The following is a 16,572-nucleotide window of genomic DNA, read 5'->3' as shown; positions in this document are numbered from 1 at the left end:
CATTCCCCGATCTATGCCGCTGCGGGCATGTTGGCAGGACTTCCGGCGACGCCGCAAAGGAGGCCGCGTGGGGTGACAATACCGACCACCTTGCCATCTTCGACGACGGCGACGGCATCTCGGCTCGATTGCATGGTCAATTCTATCAGTGCGGCGATATCTGCCTCGGGCGTGGTGCGCAGCAGCGAGCCGACGTCGACATTCGGCTGGCTGCGCGTGTATTCGGCAACTGGCATCATGACCGAGTGGGCCTTGACGAGATGGATTCTGGAGATGCCGGCGACGAATTCGGCGACGTAGTCGTCAGCGGGCTTCGTCACGATCTCCTCGGCATTGCCGACCTGTACGATGACGCCGTCCTTCATGATGGCGATGCGGTCGCCGATGCGGATGGCTTCCTCGAGATCGTGGGTGATGAACACGGCCGACTTTCCAAGCGACTTGGTCAGTTGGCGGAATTCGTCCTGAAGCTGGCGGCGGATCAGAGGGTCGAGCGCGCTGAACGGCTCATCCATCAGGATGATCTCGGGGTCGGCGGCGATGGCGCGTGCCAGGCCGACGCGCTGCTGCATGCCGCCCGACAATTCGGACGGGTATCGCGCCGTCCAGTCGGACAGGCCAACCTTGTCCAGCGCCGCACGGGCTGTCTTGTATCGTTCTTCCTTGCCGACGCCGCGGACTTCAAGGCCGAAGGCGGCATTTTCCAGAACGGTGCGGTGCGGAAGAAGTGCGACGCTCTGGAAAACCATCCCGATGTTGCGGGCACGGATGTCGCGGAGCTCAGCGGCGTTCAAGGCGGAGATGTCCTTGCCCTTGACGAGAATCTTGCCAAGGCTCGGTTCGATCAGTCTGTTGAGCAGCCGGATGAGTGTGGACTTGCCGCTGCCCGACAGTCCCATGATACAGAAGATCTCGCCGCGCCGAACCTGAAGGCTGGCGTCCGAGACGCCGACGACGCAGTCGTAGTCCGTCAGAATCTGTTTCTTGGACAAGCCGTCTGTCTTCACCGCCTCTACGGCCGCCTTGGCCTTGGCTCCGAATATCTTCCAGATCGATTGGCAGTCGATCAGGATATCGCTGGCATCATTCATTGACGTTGTCATAGCGTTCCCCGCGAGCCGGTTTGATACCGGCGTTCTCATTCGTGGAATGTGGAGACGGGCCGCCGAATACTGGGCGGCCCGGCTTTCAGCGTTATTCCGTCGCGATGTTTTCCCAGCGCTTCAGGAGGTCGGCATGGCTGTCGGTCCAGTCCTTGATCGCCTCGTCCATTGTCTTGCCGTCGTTGACCGCGCTGTTGATCGCGGTGATGTCGGCGAGCGGGACGTAGACGCTGGCGATGAGCTGGCGGGCGTTCGGGTTCTCAGCGGAAAAACCCTTCTGGCCGATCCAGTAATAGCTCTGCGGCGGCGGGAAGACGGCCTTCGGATCGGCCAGGAACTTGACGTCGTATTTCTGCATCATCCAGGACGGCTCCCAGATCGTCACGGCAATCCATTCCTTGCGATCGGTCGCGGACTTCAACGCAGCGGTCATCGCGGCCGTGCTGCCCTCGACGAGCTGGAGCTTCAGATCGTAGTCCTTCACGGAATTGGCCGTGTCCTTCATCAGGCCCGAGCCCGGCTCGATGCCGACAATCTTGCCGCCGAACTTGTCGGCATTGTCGTTCAGTTGGTCCATGGAATCGATGGTGACGTATTTCGGAACCGCCACGCCTTGGAACAGGCCGTGCGAGACCGGGGAAATCTTTTCGAGGCGCTTCTTGTTCTTGTCCCAGTAATCCTGCGCGACGTAGTCCGTCTGCGAGGCCAGGATCTGGACGTCACCCTTGCTGAGAGCGGCATAAGCGATGCCCCATTCGGAGAACGGCACGACCTTCACGGTGTAGCCAGAGTCTTCAAGGACCTTCTTGGTGATGCCCGTGATTGGTGTGAGGTCTTCCCACGACATCGTGCCGATGGTGATCGTCTTTTCTTCCGCATACGCGGACATGGCGGTCATTCCGACCATTGCCGCTGCGCACAATGCTTTCCAAAGAGTTTTCATTTCTAGCTCCTAGTTTTGCGTTCCCATTATCGTTGAAGCCTCGCGCTGGGCTCGGTCTTCACATTGCGCGGCGAGGGATCATCCCTCGCGGCCTGCACGCAATTCTTGCAAACGGATCACGGAATTGATGCCGAGCCATGCGAAGGGCTCCGGCGGCAGCCGGGAGGGCTGGGCGTGATCCATGTATTGTTCAAGCTGCCGGGAGGCCGAGCCGGTGGCGAGGTCGGCGGCCATCATGCCAGCGAGGGTGCTTTTGACGGTGCCGAGGCCGTTTTCGCAGCAGGCCGAATAAAGCCCTTCTTCGATTTCCCCGAAGGCCGGGACGTGGTTTCTGCTCAGGCAGAGGCGGCCGGCCCAGCTGTATTCGAACGGCATATCGGCAAGGCCTGGAAACCGGGCGTCGAAGGAGCGGCGATGCTCGCTCGCCATCTTCGCCATGCGCCGTTCGCTGACATCAACCGTTGTCTCGTAGGTGTATTTCGTCCGGATCACGATCCGCGACTGTCCGCCGGCGGTAAACTTGCGCACGGTCGCACCCATCGCGTCGGCGGGAAGAAGGGCCCACTTGTCACGCCCTGATTTTTCCTTGCCCAGGCCATCGGCATCGAACGGGGCGGTCATCGAAGCGTAGGCGAAGATGTGCATCAGCCTGCCGCCGAAGTGACCGAAATCCTCGATATGGCCGTTGACCGCGACGATCACCTTGGGTGCCGTAACGGTGCCGCGCGACGATGCGGCGGTCCATGTTCCGCCCTCGTGTTTCAACGAGGTCACGGGCGAGCGCTCGTACACGTCGACGCTTTCCGACAGGCCGGCGGCGAAGGCGCGGATATAGTCGGCCGGTTGGATGAGAACTGCGCCGGGCGTGTAGAGCCCACCAAGATAGTAGTCAGACCCCGTGATGTCGCGCATCTCGCGCGCGTCGAGAAATACATGCTTCTCGCCGGCACCTTTCAGCGATTGTCCAAACGCCAGGTTCAGTTTCATGCCGCGCGCGGTTGCGGCGGCGTTGATCTTGCCTGAGGGATCGAAGGTCTCGCGGGACATTCCATATTCGCTGGCGGCTTGCGCTGCAAAGGCGATCGCGGAACGGTTCTGCGCCATCTCCATCTGCGTGGCATCGGCACTACCGCTTGAATATTCGCTTGAGGAGAGATTATGCGGAACGTCGATCATGAAGCCCGAGTTTCGTCCCGAAGTGCCTTTCCCCAGTTCACTTGCCTCGAGGATGACGACCTTGTCCTGCGGACCGCGCTCTTTCAGGCGGCGGGCCGCGGAAAGTCCCGCGAAGCCCGCGCCGATCACCAGCCAGTCCGCGGTAACGTTGCCTTCCAGGCTTCGAACCGGAAGCGGTCGCTTGCTGATCGCCTCCCAGCCCGAGACGCCATTCTCAAAAGGCAATCGCTTGACGGACTTCGTGGTCATCGGATCGTCTCGTCCACAGATCGTTCCGAGATATCAATCCAGATCGTTTTCAGTTCGCAGTAGTTGTCGTGGGCGAAGACCGATTTGTCGCGGCCACCGAAGCCCGATTCCTTGTAGCCGCCGAAAGGCGTTGAGGCGTCGCCTTCGCCAAAGCAATTGACCGTGACAAGACCGGCCCGAATGTCGCGCGACAGTTTGATCGCCTTGCGCAGGCTTCCCGTATAGACCGAAGCGGTGAGACCGTAATTCGTGTCATTGGCCAAGGTGACAGCTTCAGCCAACGTTTCGAAGGTGGTCACTGACAGGATCGGTCCGAAGATCTCCTCCTGGAAAAGGCGGCTCGCAGGGGTGACGCCATCGACGACGGTGGGCTCGATGAAGATTCCCTTCAGGGTCTCGCCGCCATAGGTGAGCGACAGCTTCTCCTTTTTCACGTCGTCGAGGAAGGATTTGACCTTGTCGAAGTGCGCCTTGCTGACCAGAGCGCCGATGCGATTTTCCGGGTCCAGCGGATCGCCGGTCTTCCATTCGCGCAGATAGGCACCGATGCGTTCGAGTAGTTCATCTTTGATCTTGCTGTCCACGATCAGGCGAGACGTCGCCGAGCAATTCTCGCCCATGTTCCAGAAAGCGCCGTTGACGACCTGCTCGGCAACCAGGTCGAGGTCCTCGGCATCGTCGATGACGACGGCGGGATTTTTGCCGCCGCATTCGAGAACGACCTTCTTGAGGTTGGAATCCGCGGAGTAATGCAGGAAGCGACGTCCTGTCGGCGTCGATCCGGTGAAGGCGACCATGTCGACATCCATGTGCAGGCCGATCGGTTCGCCGACATCCTTGCCGCTGCCGGTGACGACATTGAATACGCCCGCGGGGATTCCTGCCTCGAGAGCCAGCTCCGCAACGCGAAGGGTGGTGAGCGTGGTTTCCTGAGCGGGCTTCACGATCACAGAGCATCCGGAGGCGAGCGCAGGACCGATCTTCCAGGCGAGCATCAGGAGTGGGAAGTTCCACGGAAGCACGCAGCCGACCACGCCGATCGGTTCGCGGATGACCATAGCAAGGGCGTTCGGTCCGACCGGGTTGGTGTTGTCGTAGAGCTTGTCGATGAGTTCGGCATGAAAGCGGATCGTGTGGATCGTGTCCGGCACGTCGACAGTCTGGCATTCGCGCACCGGCTTGCCGCTGTCGATGCTTTCCATGACGGCCAGCTCGTGGCGGTTTTCCTCCATGAGCTTGGCGAGTTTCAAGAGCGCGGCCTTCCGGTCGCCGGGGGCCTGCAGACGCCAGCGACCGTCGTCAAACGCCTGTTTGGCCTTGGCAACCGCATCATCGACGTCGCTCGCGTCACAAGCTGCGATCTCAGCCAGTGTCTCACCAGTCGCAGGATTGGTCGTCGTGAACGTCTTGCCGGACTTTGCCGGACGGAATGCCCCATCGATGAAGGCGTTGGTCGGCAAATGAAGGTTGGCTGCGATTGCCTTGTATTCGGCTGCGGTCAAAGGTTCATGCATTGTTGGCTCCCGACGTGATCTGGGCAACCGTGCGCTTCAAAGTCGCGACGACGGTTTCAAGGGTTCTTTTTTCTTCGGAGTTGAGCAGGCGCAGCGGCGCGCGCACGGAGCCTGTCTTCAGGCCGATCACCTCGCATCCATGCTTGATCGACTGGACGAATTTTCCGCATTCGAGGAAATCCATCAGGGGCAGCATTGCCGTCATGATGGCGCGACCCTTGTCGAAGTTCTTCTCGAGAACGCAGGCTTCGTAGAGGGCGACATGTTCGCGCGGCAGGAAGTTGGAGCCGGCGCAGACCCAGCTTTTGGCACCCCAGGCAAAGAATTCCAGGGCTTGGTCGTCCCAACCGCAAGAAAGCCCAATATGAGGGAATTTGCGCGCCAGCAGATGCACGTTGGCCATTTCGCCGGAGCTCTCCTTGATCGCGACGACGTTCTTGGACCTGCCCACGCGGGAGAAGTATTCCTCGCGCATGGTGATGCCCATGCGAGCCGGATAATTGTAGAGCATGATCGGCAGATTGGCGGCGCGGTCGATCGTCAGCGCATGGATCGCGTTCTCCTTTTCCGTCGGCAAGGCATAAGGCGGCGACGACACGAGGATCGCGTCAGCTCCGATTTCTTTTGCAGCCTTCGCGTATTCAACGGAGTCTTCCGTTCGCGTCGCTCCCGTGCCGATGACGAGGGCAAGTCGTGTCCCGATGACGTCCTTGGCGTAAGCGGCCAGTTCGAAGCGCTCCTGTGCGCTTTGAGCGTAATATTCGCCCGTCGAGCCGCCGACGATGATGCCGTGCACCTTGGCCTCGATCAGCGACTCCAGGACAGCCGCAAACCCCTCGCGGTCGATTTGCCCGTCGGGGCTGAGCGGCGTGATCGCCGGGGTGTAGATGCCTTCGAAGTTCATGATGACTACTCCATCGATTGCGTCGGCGTTTCGACCAGTGCGTCCGCCTTGAGTGCTTGGGGTGCGATGAACATTTCCATGTTCTCGCGCGACAGTTCCCAGTGTTCGAACACGAGGTCGACAACGGCGTCTTCGTCACGGGCGGTGATCGCCGCGATGAACCCGTCATGGTGACCGACTGATTTTCGAAGCCGCTCTTGCATGTCTGCGTTGCGTGGGCGGAAGAACGTGTGGCCGATGCGAGCATGGTCGATCAGCAACCTACCGAGGCTCGGCTGCAGGTATTCGTTGCCCGACATCTCGCCAATAATTTCGTGAAACCGGTTGTTTGAGAGCGTCATCGAAAGCGCATCGTGCGAGACACTCGCGGCGCGAAACTGTTCCTGGGTTATCTGCAGCTCGGACAGTTGCTTCGTTTTGAAATTCCGAACCGCGAGGCGTCCGATGGCCGCGTAGACCATCGGCGCAACAAGGAAGAAGTGGCGCAGCGTCGAATGGTTCATCGGGATGACCCGAGCGCCTTTGTTCGTGCGTATATCCACGTAACCTTCGCCCTGCAGGCGACGGAAGATTTCCCTGACTGGGGTCCGTGACAGGCCGTATTTTTCGCTCAGAGACACTTCGTCCAGGTCTTCATCAGGATCGAGTTCCATCGTCAGGATCTGACGCTTGAGGTCGTCGTAGAGTTCGCTCTTGCCGCCTTTCATCCCAAATCCCCGCTGTGAACTGGCCCGCCGCGCTGTCGGCTGGTGAGGGGAGAAATTGCATGAGATTTTTCATGAGTCAACAAAATTGTATTTTTAAAGTACACAATAATTGCACAAAGAAAATACAAATGGCGATTTGCCGATGGATATCAACGCGGCAATCGCTGTCGCGCCGATCAAATATCAAGATTGCCAACGGCGCTGGTGAGGGTTAAGCCAATCGCGACCGGAACATCTCGACGTCGGGGAATGAATTGAAATGAAGAGCGGCAAGAGCAGTCTCTACGACGATCTCAAGCGCCAGATTCTGACGATGGAACTCGACCCCGACGAGGACTTGGACGAGGTCAGCCTCAGCGAGAAGTATGGTCTCTCGCGTACGCCCGTGCGGGACATTTTCCGTCGCCTAGCAGGGGAAGGGTACATTGATATCCGGGAGAACAGAGGCGCGCGTGTCATCCCGCTGAACCATTCGACGCTCCGACATTTCTTCCTTGTCGCGCCGATGATCTATGCGGCGATCGGACGCCTGGCGGTGCACAACTTCAAGCCTAAGCAGTTGTCGGACCTAATCGATACGCAGGAGAGGTTTCGGGCCGCCAGCCAGAACCTTGATACGCTTGAGATGGTTCTGGAGAACAACAGATTTCACGAGATCATGGGAGAGATGTCCGGCAACGTCTATCTGCAGCCGAGCCTGGGCCGGCTCCTCGTGGACCACGCTCGCATCGGTCACACCTTTTTTCATCCCCGCAATGATGACATGCGGCAACGCCTTCAATTGGCTGTTGAACACCATGACGGCTTTATCGAAGCAATAAAGGCCCACGACGAGCACACAGTCGTCGACCTGGTATTCAAACACTGGGAGCTGTCGCGCGAAAACATGGAACTGTATGTCGTGCCCAGCGATATGAAGGCAGATACCGCCGCCGAAACTGTCGCCCCGTCGCCAGAGAAGAATGCGCAACAGGTTTGAAGCTGTGCGCTGTACTCGTCCGGCCAGTCAGAACGTTTTCTGAAGTGCCTGCGTCAACCAGCCGGCCGTGAAATCGGCAATCGCGGATCGTTTGGCGTCGACCGGAACCAGAATGTTGTATCGTCCTTCCGCCTCGAACTCTGTATCTCCAACTTTGACGAGACTGCCGTCTGCAAGGAATGTCTTGATGAGCGTATCCCACCCCAGAGCAACGCCCTGGCCGGCCCGCGCGGCATAAATCGTTTCCGTGTAGTGGCTGAAGCGGAGCATCGAGCGCAGATTATCCGGCTTGCGCCCGCGACGGGCAAACCAGTCTTCCCATCTGTACCAGCTTCTGTTCCGAACATCGGTTTCGATCAGCTCGTAGTCGCCATCGGGGAAATCCGCCACACGGCGTGAAGCGGCATATTGGGCAGAGCAGACGGGGTAGATTCTGTCGCCGCACGACCCCAGCACAATCCCGTCGTTGAAGGGCGGCACGCCATATCTGATCGTGATGTCGACGCCGCCGTTTGCCAGATCAAGTTTGCTGTCCTGTGAGACGACGCGAATCTGGATTTCAGGATTGAGCTGGCGGAACTCGGCGATCTTCGGAAGCAGCCAGAAAGACGAGAATGCGATCGTGGCACCAATCGTCACCACATCGGTTACGCTCGCACGCACCGCATCCACGCTGTCGGCGATATTGGAAAGGCTGTCTGCGAGCGTCGCGCCAAGGATAAGACAGGCAGGCGTCGGTTCGATCGTCCGATGCCCGCGATTGAAGAGTGGCCGGCCGAAATCGTCTTCCAGAAGCGCGATCATGCGACTGACCGCAGCCTGTGTCACGCCGAGTTCACTGGCTGCCGCCGTGAAGCTGCGATGCCGGATGGCTGCCTCCAAAGCCACAAGCGCCGTGAGCGAGGGCAATTTCTTGCGGAATTGCATTGTCGATATCTCCAAGCGCATTTTCACATGATATTTTATTATGTCACACACAATAATTTATGCCGTTGAAAACAAGTAATTTTGCCTCATCCTCTATGCCGAAAGCATAAGAGGATATCATGCTAAACAAGTTTCCGTCTTCAATCTCTGCAATCCTCGATTCCCGCGCCGACGGCTATTCGCTCCCTGCCGGCCTCTACACGCGCGATGACGTTTTTCAGGCCGATCTCGATGTATTCTTTCGCAAGCACTGGATTTACGTCGGCCTGGAATGTGACGTCCCTGAAGCTGGCGATGCAACCGTCATCGATATCGGCACCACCAGCCTGATCCTTCTGAGGGACGATGACGAACAGATTCGCGTGGTCCACAACGTCTGTCGGCATCGGGGTACCCGGCTTCTCGACGGGGGTCCAACCGTCATCTCGAAACTGGTCTGTCCCTATCACCAGTGGACCTACGAACTGTCCGGCGAGCTCATCCATGCGCCGCATATGGGCACGGATTTCGACAAGTCCTGCCGCAACCTGAAACCGGTGCATTTCCGGTCGATCGGCGGGCTGATCTACGTCTGTCTCTCCGACACGCCGCCGGCAGATATTGCCCATCTCGAGCGCGTGATGGAGGAACGCCTCGCGCCCTACGACATTCGAAATGCCAGGATCGCCCATCAGACGGATGTGATCGAGACGGGCAACTGGAAGCTGACGATGGAAAACAACCGCGAGTGCTACCATTGCACCGCCAATCATCCAGAACTCTGCGTTTCCTTCATTGATCTCGACTTCGGATTCGATCCCGCAACGCTGAGCGAGGAGGATCGTGCGGAGGCAGAGAAACACCAGAGGCTCTACGCCGAGCGCATCGCGGCCTGGGAGGCGGACGGCCACCTCTCGTCGCCCGTGGAGCAACTCTCCGGCCATGAGACGAATTTCCGGACGCAGCGCCTGATCATCGCCGGGGCAGGGGAATCCCAGACCCCCGATGCAACCGCCGCATCGGCAAAGCTTCTCGGTACGATGACGCGGAAAGACCTCGGCGACACCCATCTCTGGGGCCATAACGCATGGAACCATTTCATGGGCGACCATGCCGTCACCGCCATGGTCATTCCGCTTTCCGCAAACCGGACACTCGTTCGCACCAAATGGCTTGTGCACAAGGATGCGGTCGAAGGCGTCGATTACGATCTGGAAAAGTTGACCAACGTCTGGGTCGCGACCACCGATCAGGATGCGGAGCTCGTCAGCCGCTCGCAGCTGGGCGTCGAAGATTCTGCTTATGAGCCCGGTCCCTATTCGCGCTTCACCGAGGGACAGCTGGATAACTTTTCAACGTGGTATGTCGAACGGATGCGGGCTCATGGATATTAAAGTCGCACACGGAGCCGGTGCGCCCGTGGGGCAGGCGTACTGGAACCCCGATACCGACAACGAGCTCCTCTGCATCGATGTTCACCCGGAAACGCCGGACGTGAAAACCTTCACCTTCGTCTCGAAGGATGGAAAGCACATCGCATTTGCGGCCGGCCAGTATTTCGCCTTCGACGTCGGAGCGGGCGACGACACGGAAACGCGATGCTACAGCATCTCCTCTTCACCGCTGCGGACGAATGCGATCTCGATCACAGTAAAGCGCGTTCCGGGTGGCAATGCTTCCAACTGGCTTCACGATTATCTCGCTCCGGGTGCTGTCGTCCAGGCGAATGGGCCACTGGGCCAGTTCGTCCGCCCAATGCGTCCGAACCAGAAATATCTGCTCCTCAGCGGTGGATCAGGAATAACTCCCGTCATGTCGATGGCGCGGGAGCTTGCGGACATGACGCTGCCAATGGACGTAATCTTCCTGCATGCTGGCCGCTCTCCGGGCGATCTTATTTTTCGAAACGAACTGGCGAGCCTTGCGACGAGACTGAAGGGATTTCGCCTCTACTTTCTGCCGGAGACGCTGACCGGCGAAACCTCATGGTCCGGCCTCAACGGCAGGATCTCGCGTGAATTGTTCCAGCTCATCATTCCGGACCTTTCGGAGCGGGTGATCATGTGCTGCGGACCGGCCCCGTTCATGGCGGCAGCACGAAAGATTTCCGCCGAACTGGGCGTGACGCCCGAAAATTACATCGAAGAGAGCTTCGATGCTGCCGTCATCGAAGATGCGTCGATTCCTTTGGCGGAACAGGCGGAGCTGAAGTCCTTCAAGGTCGAGTTCGCCAGGCAGAGCCGCACGCTGGACGTAACATCCGAGCAAACCGTGCTTTCGTGTGCAAAGAAGGCCGGAGTGAAAATTCCGTCATCATGCTCAAACGGCTTGTGCGGCACGTGCAAGTCGAAGCTCGTCCGTGGAACGGTGGATATGAAACACAATGGCGGCATCCGCCAGCGCGAAATCGATGCAGGATTCTTCCTGCCATGCTGTTCTAAGCCGCTCAGTGATTTGGTGATTGAACGCTGAGCCGTCTTTTCAAAGACGAGAGCAAAGTCTCCTTTTGGCGCGCAAAGCGGAAATTATTTCCGCCAGCTTCTCCTAAGTGCTGACCTCGAGGCCCAGCGGTGTTCTCGCAAGAGCCAGGGGATAACCGTGAAATCGCAACCGTCCCCCCGGACTGTCGTGCCAGACTGTAGTACAAGACTGTCGTACACGAATATCAGGTGATCGAGATTTGATAGCCTTCTCAATGGCTTGAAAAAGGGACGAATCCTTAGCTGGGAATCCAGGCGCCCCAGCCACACCTTATTTTTTCAATAAAAACAAAGACTTATGGAATTCAGAAAGACCTAAGTGTTACAGCTTTATGGATGATCCACACGTATCATTTGGGATGGCGAGGCGTCTTCAGCCAAACGTAAATTCCCATGATCGCGAATCCCACGAGCGAGGCGATGCCCGCGACCGCCCAAAGATCATAACGCTTGCCCATCATCGGAACCTTGATCGTTCCTAGGGCAGGAATAAAAACGCCCCAGAAGAACAATAGTCCGCAACCGCACCACAAAAGACAAAGGTCGTCTCAATGGGCGAACCGGCGAATTCGGCAAGAAGGCTTTGTCTGAAGTCCTGCTTCGTAAGAAATTTATAGACGCCGACGACGGCGAATCCCGTCATCATAAGGGCAAGTATCGCACCCATGTTATTTGCTTCCCCACTACCAAATCTTCGACCACCGTTTGAATGCGGCAACATCAGCCTTCGTCAGCTTGAACCATTCCCCACGTGTCCGTTCCGCAGCGAACCGCTTGTGCCAATAGGCTTCAACGCCTGCCGGATCGTCAGTCAGGATCGAGTGGACAAGCTCTATCTCCTGCGGAAGCTCAATCTGGATTTGCCGGCCGCGCTTGTTCAATGAGGTTGTGAAGCCAATTTTATAATCAGAGCCGTGTCGCTGCATGTAGACATACCCCACGGTAGACGGGGCTTCACCATCCCATCATTCTCCGCTTTCCGGCGCGGCGGGACGTAGGCGCGCGCGTGTGCGGCAACGACGGGTTCGCCAACACGTTCCGCATACTCCCCCATAGCGGCCGCTAACTCGGACATGCTCCATCGGTCAAGAACGGTCTTATAATTCGGACTGCCTACCCGCTGATGCAGTTCAAACCGCAAGTCAGTGGTCGTTGGAAAGCGGTTTAGAGACTTTGATATCTCCAAGACAGGTTGCAGCAATTCATCATTACTAAGCGAACCCTGTAGCTCGTTCGGTGCAAGCCCCGCTTCAGCGACGGCATCACTCCATTTCCGCCATATCTTTCCCTGCCAGATGTGTCTCTTAATACCCGTTTCGCCTTCAAAACGTTCAATACCGGGCGCTCTTCCACCGTTGGTGGCTGCAACCTCCCGTATTTTACGAAGTATTTCCTGCTTTACGTGGTCGCTACTCATGCTGGTGATTCCCAATCCTCACCTCATAGTGCCCACTGCGCTAGAAATGAAAAGCCCGCCGATCTTCACCGGCGGGCTCATGAGCGACTGGCGAAGCATCAACCTCGCCGTGCCGCGCGCCTAATTCCTCGCCTTGCGCCAACCCGCCGCCCAAGCCTCGGCCTCCGAACAGAACCACCGTTCGCCATATTGCGGGCTGATCGTCGTCGCGGCGTAATATTCCTGTCCGGGAACATGGAAAATACGTTCTCCGGTGCTGATGCTGATGTTGCCCTTGATATTGCAATCCTTCGCAGTCTGGCTGAGGGACGAAAGCAGATCCTCGGCGCTCATGATGCCAGCCGCACTGACCGCAAGCAGGCCCAGCGCGATCCCCGGTGCGGCCGCTATAGACGCGAGCAGGGAGCGGCGCTGCTGCTGTCGATGGAACTGGCGATGACGCATGATCCTCCCCCCAAAGGTCTGCGCCAAATAGTAGTCGAAGCCTTATATTAGTTAAATCTGTACTATTGGTGGGGGTCAAGAAGGCCGGAGATACTCCGAACGGCCATGACGGGGCGACCTGCTTTGAGCAGAGCCCCTCCAAACCTCATCCCTCCCGCGCCATCCGCGCCCGCCGTTCCATCTCCGCCGCCGTCGGCTCCTTCAGCGCAAACGAGCCCGTCACGATCTCGCCATCCCGCACGTAGGTGCTGATCGTCACCCCGGTCGTCGAGACCTTCGAATCCGTCAGTTTCAGCGCAACCGGCATGGCGCCCTTGCCGAACAGCCGCTTGCCGCGGCCAAGCACGAGTGGGAAGGTCCAAAGCGTGAATTCGTCGATCAGGTCGGCTGAAAGCAGGGTCTGGATCAAGTCGCCCGAACCCTGCAGCAAAAGGATCGGGCCGTCGCCCTGCTTCAGCGTTTTCACCGCGACGGCAGCGCCGCCCTTGAGCGCGACGGAATTCTGCCAGGTGAGCGGTTCGGTCGAGCTGGTGGCGACATATTTGGTGACGCTGTTGAACCGTTTGCCGATCGGGTGGTCTTCGCCGACATAGGGCCAGTGGGCGGCGAAGATCTCGTAGGTCTTGCGCCCGAGCAGGAGGTCGAAGGGCTCGCCGAACATCTTGTCCATGACAGTGCCCATCATCTCGTCCCAGTAGTTGACGAGCCATCCGCCATGTTTGAACCCGCCGGTCGGGTCCTCATCCGGTCCGCCCGGGGCCTGCATGACGCCATCAAGGCTCAGGAATGTTGAAGCAACGACCTTCCTCATTTTCTCCTCCCTTGCATGCGGGTTTCCTCCGGGAGAGAGGTGGGTCAGATATCCGGCCGGTCAAGGGGCAATCGCGGCACGCCTGGCGAGAAAAGCCGGACAAAAACAAACCCGCCGGGGAGGGCTGGCGGGCTGATCGATGTCGGGTTGTTTGTGCTTGAAGTTATGAGCTTGCTACGGAGCGCAACTTGTCTTACATTGTCTTACAAATTCAAAAGGGGGATGCAGATGACGAAACCTAATACGTCAGAATCGGTCACACTTCGAATTCCGCTGGATGTTTTGTCAGATATCGAGCTGATTGCTGAATCGACCGAACGTTCCAGAAGTTACATCATCGTTCGGGCGCTGAGAACATACCTTTTGAATGAAGGCTCTGACATTCTCGCGGCAAGGAGAGGGCGAGAACAAATCGCCGCAGGCGAGTACGAGGACATCGATGATGTAATTGCTGACATGGATCGCATTATTGCCGGAAAAGTTGCATGATCCCGATTAAACTTTCGAGGGATGCAGCAAATTATATCAGAAATGAATCGGAATATTTGCGCCAGAGAAATCTAGTAGCAGCGAGGAACTTCTCGCTTGCCATCAAGGACGCCAAGCGCATGCTCCAAAGCTTTCCAGATTCTGGAAACCATATGCACGGCCTGCAAATCGTAGGGAGCAGAACTCTGGTAACAGGCGATTACCTCCTCGACTATTCCTATGACGGCTCTCAAATTGAGGTCACGTCCATACGTCATGGACGCATGCTGATGCCAACTCCCGATGTCGAAATTGATGATGATCTGGAAGAAGGCTTAGATAACGTTTCAGTGGACAGCAATCCGACACTGTAAAAATGTCATCCGCGTTAACGGCAAGAGACGTATGGCTCTTGCCGCTTTTGCATTGTATCTACCTTTCTTTGGTAGATAGGTGCGGAAAATTATGCAGCAGATCAAAGTGTTACAGCGACCTTTGCGCGTCTGGACGGACGCGCGGCGCTGTAGCTGGCGTTACTTCGCCTTGTCGCCGGCGAGGAACTCGTCGCACCAGCTCGGGCCGGTCGAGGTCTTGCGATCGCCGAGCACATGCACCGAGCGGATGACGTAGTCGGAGGAGACAGTCAGCTGGACGGAACAGCTTAAGGATTCGGTGCGGGCAGAGGCGATCTTTTTGCCCTTTTTGCCGTCCTCGCCTTCGGCATATTGCGCCGGGACCGTGCGCTTCTTGTAGCCGCCCTTCCAGGAATAGACCGTCATGTCGCCGCTCTCGACGTCGGACTGCGGCGGGCCGAATTGGGCGAAGAAGGTGCCGGCCGGCTGGCCGTTCCAGCGCGATTCGACGGCATTTCGAGCCGGCCCAGTGGTCGTGCAGCCGGCAAGCGCCAGCGCAAGGCCGGCCACGGTCATCAAGCGGAAATTCATATCTCAAGTCCCTTTGGCGTTCGTTCTGAAATTGACGCGGCCAAGGCGGCGCAACACGCGGGTAGCCAAGGCTTTCGACCCAGCCTCTAGCGCCAAAGGCCTCGAAAGAAAATCGGCAGAATGACTTATAGGCGCAGTCGCGCGCATAAATTCGCAAGCGTTGCCGAAACGCCCCAGCGGGAGGGGAGTGTGGCGCTACTTGGCGACGTCACAGTTGTTCACAGCCGGGGGGGCCTTTACCCCTTGTTTTTAGCCGACTTTGCGATTTTTCCATTTTGACGCTTGTGGAAAGGAAAATGCTGTTCTATAGAGGCGCCGCTGGTCACGGAGTGTAGCGCAGCCTGGTAGCGCACGTCGTTCGGGACGACGGGGTCGGAGGTTCGAATCCTCTCACTCCGACCAGCTAAAATCTTGATTGCTTTATGGAATCAAGACGAAATCCCGAATTCTAAAATCCTCTTCTTCCATTCTTCGTCGGTCCAGCCGGTCTCACAAATGCGTGGCACCGAAGACGCAAGCCTCTCAACAGCGGAGCGCGGCCGTCTTTCTTGACCGAAAAGCGAAAGATGAGCTACAACTGCCGTGCAGCTGCAGTTCACGGCCTCCCCCCGCAGATGCGAACCATCATTTTCCCGCGCAGCTCACCGCAGCACCTTCAGACAGGCGGCTCGCGTGCCCGGCGCACTGGTCAGAAACAGGTTGAACATGTTCGATATCTTCTGGCGCAGCGTGGCGATCGGTCTTGGCGGCACGGTTCTCATGGATCTCTGGGCCATCCTGTTGTCCTTCCTGCCCGGTCAGCGTTGGCCGAACTGGGCGCCGGTCGGGCGGTGGTTCTGGCATCTCCGCTCCGGAAAGATCTTCCACGAGGACATCGGCAAGGCCCCACCCTATGAACATGAATTGGCCCTGGGGTGGATCGGCCACTATGCTGTCGGCATCCTCTACGGCATCCTTCTGATCGTCTTCACAGGCCCATCATGGCTTGCTGCGCCGGCATTTCTGCCGGCCTGGATCCTCGGCATCGCCACGGTGGGCGCGGGCTGGTTCCTGCTGCAGCCCGGTCTCGGGCTCGGCTGGGCGGCTTCGAAACTTCCGAATGCCAACCGGGTGCGCGTGCTCAATCTTGTCAGCCACACGATTTTTGCGGCGGGCATGTTCGGGACGGCGCTTCTCATCCGCTAGGAAGATTTCTCACGGCCGAGATGCTATGGCTTCGTGCACCGCCGTTCGAGGACATGCATTGAAAAAGATAGACGACCTGATCGCCTCCGCCAAAAGCATCCACGACCGCTACAAGGCCGGCCGCATGGAGCGCGAAACCGTGCGCGAATGGGCCCTTGGCCTTGGCGAATACCCGCCGCCCTACGCCGCCCCGATGCGCGAGGCTGCGGCCTGGTTCAAGCCGGTGCGCGACATGGAGCCGGATGCGTTGAAAGCCGCCGATATCGAGAAGCTGAAGGCGATTGTCGAGGCATCGGCCGGAATTCAAAGCTGAATGAAAAGGCTTGCCCTTTTCGGCGGCGG

At 58.2% G+C, this 16,572-nt stretch carries 19 protein-coding genes and 1 tRNA gene; 8 read left to right on the top strand and 12 right to left on the bottom strand.

Annotated features, from left to right (window positions below):
* Positions 1-11: 11 nt before the first annotated feature.
* The 6 genes from ACSQ3F_RS00865 to ACSQ3F_RS00840 all read right to left on the bottom strand — a co-directional run bounded on the left by ACSQ3F_RS00865 (position 12) and on the right by ACSQ3F_RS00840 (position 6,596).
* Positions 12-1,103, bottom strand: coding sequence for a quaternary amine ABC transporter ATP-binding protein (locus tag ACSQ3F_RS00865; protein ID WP_436098472.1), 1,092 nt, complete (start codon positions 1,101-1,103; stop codon positions 12-14).
* Between the two features lie 91 nt (positions 1,104-1,194).
* Positions 1,195-2,046: a glycine betaine ABC transporter substrate-binding protein gene (locus ACSQ3F_RS00860; protein ID WP_436098471.1), complete on the bottom strand. Its 852-nt coding sequence runs from the start codon at positions 2,044-2,046 to the stop codon at positions 1,195-1,197.
* Positions 2,047-2,124: 78 nt separating this feature from the next.
* Positions 2,125-3,471, bottom strand: a complete 1,347-nt coding sequence (locus tag ACSQ3F_RS00855; RefSeq protein WP_436098470.1) for an NAD(P)/FAD-dependent oxidoreductase — start codon at positions 3,469-3,471, stop codon at positions 2,125-2,127.
* Positions 3,468-4,985: an aldehyde dehydrogenase gene (locus ACSQ3F_RS00850; RefSeq protein ID WP_436098469.1), complete on the bottom strand. Its 1,518-nt coding sequence runs from the start codon at positions 4,983-4,985 to the stop codon at positions 3,468-3,470. Before ACSQ3F_RS00850 ends, ACSQ3F_RS00855 begins: the two co-directional genes overlap by 4 nt.
* Positions 4,978-5,889: a dihydrodipicolinate synthase family protein gene (locus ACSQ3F_RS00845; RefSeq protein ID WP_436098468.1), complete on the bottom strand. Its 912-nt coding sequence runs from the start codon at positions 5,887-5,889 to the stop codon at positions 4,978-4,980. The genes ACSQ3F_RS00850 and ACSQ3F_RS00845 overlap by 8 nt, the downstream gene beginning before the upstream one ends.
* A 5-nt stretch (positions 5,890-5,894) precedes the next feature.
* Positions 5,895-6,596, bottom strand: a complete 702-nt coding sequence (locus ACSQ3F_RS00840; protein ID WP_436098467.1) for a GntR family transcriptional regulator — start codon at positions 6,594-6,596, stop codon at positions 5,895-5,897.
* Between the two features lie 259 nt (positions 6,597-6,855).
* On the opposite strand from ACSQ3F_RS00840, the gene ACSQ3F_RS00835 reads away from it, so the two are divergent.
* Positions 6,856-7,575, top strand: coding sequence for a GntR family transcriptional regulator (locus ACSQ3F_RS00835; RefSeq protein WP_436098466.1), 720 nt, complete (start codon positions 6,856-6,858; stop codon positions 7,573-7,575).
* Positions 7,576-7,602: 27 nt separating this feature from the next.
* Here ACSQ3F_RS00835 and ACSQ3F_RS00830 read toward each other — a convergent pair whose 3' ends face one another.
* Positions 7,603-8,502, bottom strand: a complete 900-nt coding sequence (locus ACSQ3F_RS00830; protein WP_436098465.1) for a LysR substrate-binding domain-containing protein — start codon at positions 8,500-8,502, stop codon at positions 7,603-7,605.
* 119 nt (positions 8,503-8,621) lie between these two features.
* Between ACSQ3F_RS00830 and ACSQ3F_RS00825 the strand changes: the two genes are divergently transcribed.
* Complete coding sequence (locus ACSQ3F_RS00825) at positions 8,622-9,875, top strand: aromatic ring-hydroxylating oxygenase subunit alpha (RefSeq protein ID WP_436098464.1); 1,254 nt, start codon at positions 8,622-8,624, stop codon at positions 9,873-9,875.
* A complete protein-coding gene (locus ACSQ3F_RS00820) occupies positions 9,865-10,953 on the top strand; it encodes an FAD-binding oxidoreductase (RefSeq protein ID WP_436098463.1) in 1,089 nt (362 codons plus the stop codon). The genes ACSQ3F_RS00825 and ACSQ3F_RS00820 overlap by 11 nt, the downstream gene beginning before the upstream one ends.
* A 486-nt stretch (positions 10,954-11,439) precedes the next feature.
* Here the strand turns inward: ACSQ3F_RS00820 and ACSQ3F_RS00815 are convergent, their stop codons facing one another.
* From ACSQ3F_RS00815 to ACSQ3F_RS00800, 4 genes are all read right to left on the bottom strand, one after another.
* Entirely contained in the window at positions 11,440-11,628 is a 189-nt protein-coding gene (locus ACSQ3F_RS00815; protein WP_436098462.1) for a hypothetical protein, read from the bottom strand.
* A 16-nt stretch (positions 11,629-11,644) separates the two neighbouring features.
* Positions 11,645-11,887, bottom strand: coding sequence for a GIY-YIG nuclease family protein (locus ACSQ3F_RS00810; protein WP_436098461.1), 243 nt, complete (start codon positions 11,885-11,887; stop codon positions 11,645-11,647).
* A 611-nt stretch (positions 11,888-12,498) separates the two neighbouring features.
* Positions 12,499-12,822 carry a sunset domain-containing protein gene (locus ACSQ3F_RS00805; RefSeq protein WP_436098460.1) on the bottom strand — a complete coding sequence of 108 codons (324 nt, stop codon included), beginning with the start codon at positions 12,820-12,822 and terminating at the stop codon, positions 12,499-12,501.
* A 145-nt stretch (positions 12,823-12,967) separates the two neighbouring features.
* Complete coding sequence (locus tag ACSQ3F_RS00800; protein WP_436098459.1) at positions 12,968-13,633, bottom strand: dihydrofolate reductase family protein; 666 nt, start codon at positions 13,631-13,633, stop codon at positions 12,968-12,970.
* Positions 13,634-13,861: 228 nt separating this feature from the next.
* On the opposite strand from ACSQ3F_RS00800, the gene ACSQ3F_RS00795 reads away from it, so the two are divergent.
* Both ACSQ3F_RS00795 and ACSQ3F_RS00790 read left to right on the top strand, forming a co-directional pair.
* Positions 13,862-14,122, top strand: coding sequence for a CopG family ribbon-helix-helix protein (locus tag ACSQ3F_RS00795; protein WP_436098458.1), 261 nt, complete (start codon positions 13,862-13,864; stop codon positions 14,120-14,122).
* Complete coding sequence (locus tag ACSQ3F_RS00790; RefSeq protein ID WP_436098457.1) at positions 14,119-14,475, top strand: type II toxin-antitoxin system RelE/ParE family toxin; 357 nt, start codon at positions 14,119-14,121, stop codon at positions 14,473-14,475. The genes ACSQ3F_RS00795 and ACSQ3F_RS00790 overlap by 4 nt, the downstream gene beginning before the upstream one ends.
* A gap of 159 nt (positions 14,476-14,634) precedes the next feature.
* On the opposite strand, the gene ACSQ3F_RS00785 is transcribed toward ACSQ3F_RS00790, so the two are convergent.
* Positions 14,635-15,045: a hypothetical protein gene (locus ACSQ3F_RS00785; RefSeq protein WP_436098456.1), complete on the bottom strand. Its 411-nt coding sequence runs from the start codon at positions 15,043-15,045 to the stop codon at positions 14,635-14,637.
* 325 nt (positions 15,046-15,370) lie between these two features.
* Here ACSQ3F_RS00785 and ACSQ3F_RS00780 point away from each other — a divergent pair.
* The 3 genes from ACSQ3F_RS00780 to ACSQ3F_RS00770 all read left to right on the top strand — a co-directional run bounded on the left by ACSQ3F_RS00780 (position 15,371) and on the right by ACSQ3F_RS00770 (position 16,543).
* Positions 15,371-15,447 (top strand) — tRNA-Pro (locus ACSQ3F_RS00780).
* Positions 15,448-15,750: 303 nt separating this feature from the next.
* Positions 15,751-16,230: a DUF2938 domain-containing protein gene (locus ACSQ3F_RS00775; protein ID WP_436102004.1), complete on the top strand. Its 480-nt coding sequence runs from the start codon at positions 15,751-15,753 to the stop codon at positions 16,228-16,230.
* Positions 16,231-16,288: 58 nt separating this feature from the next.
* Positions 16,289-16,543: a hypothetical protein gene (locus ACSQ3F_RS00770; RefSeq protein ID WP_436098455.1), complete on the top strand. Its 255-nt coding sequence runs from the start codon at positions 16,289-16,291 to the stop codon at positions 16,541-16,543.
* Positions 16,544-16,572: the final 29 nt, after the last annotated feature.

Origin of the sequence: Pararhizobium sp. LjRoot238, assembly GCF_964252955.1 — a bacterium.
GTDB lineage: Bacteria > Pseudomonadota > Alphaproteobacteria > Rhizobiales > Rhizobiaceae > Pararhizobium.
Note: the sequence above shows the minus strand (reverse complement) of the source record. Positions and strands in the feature narration are given on the sequence as shown.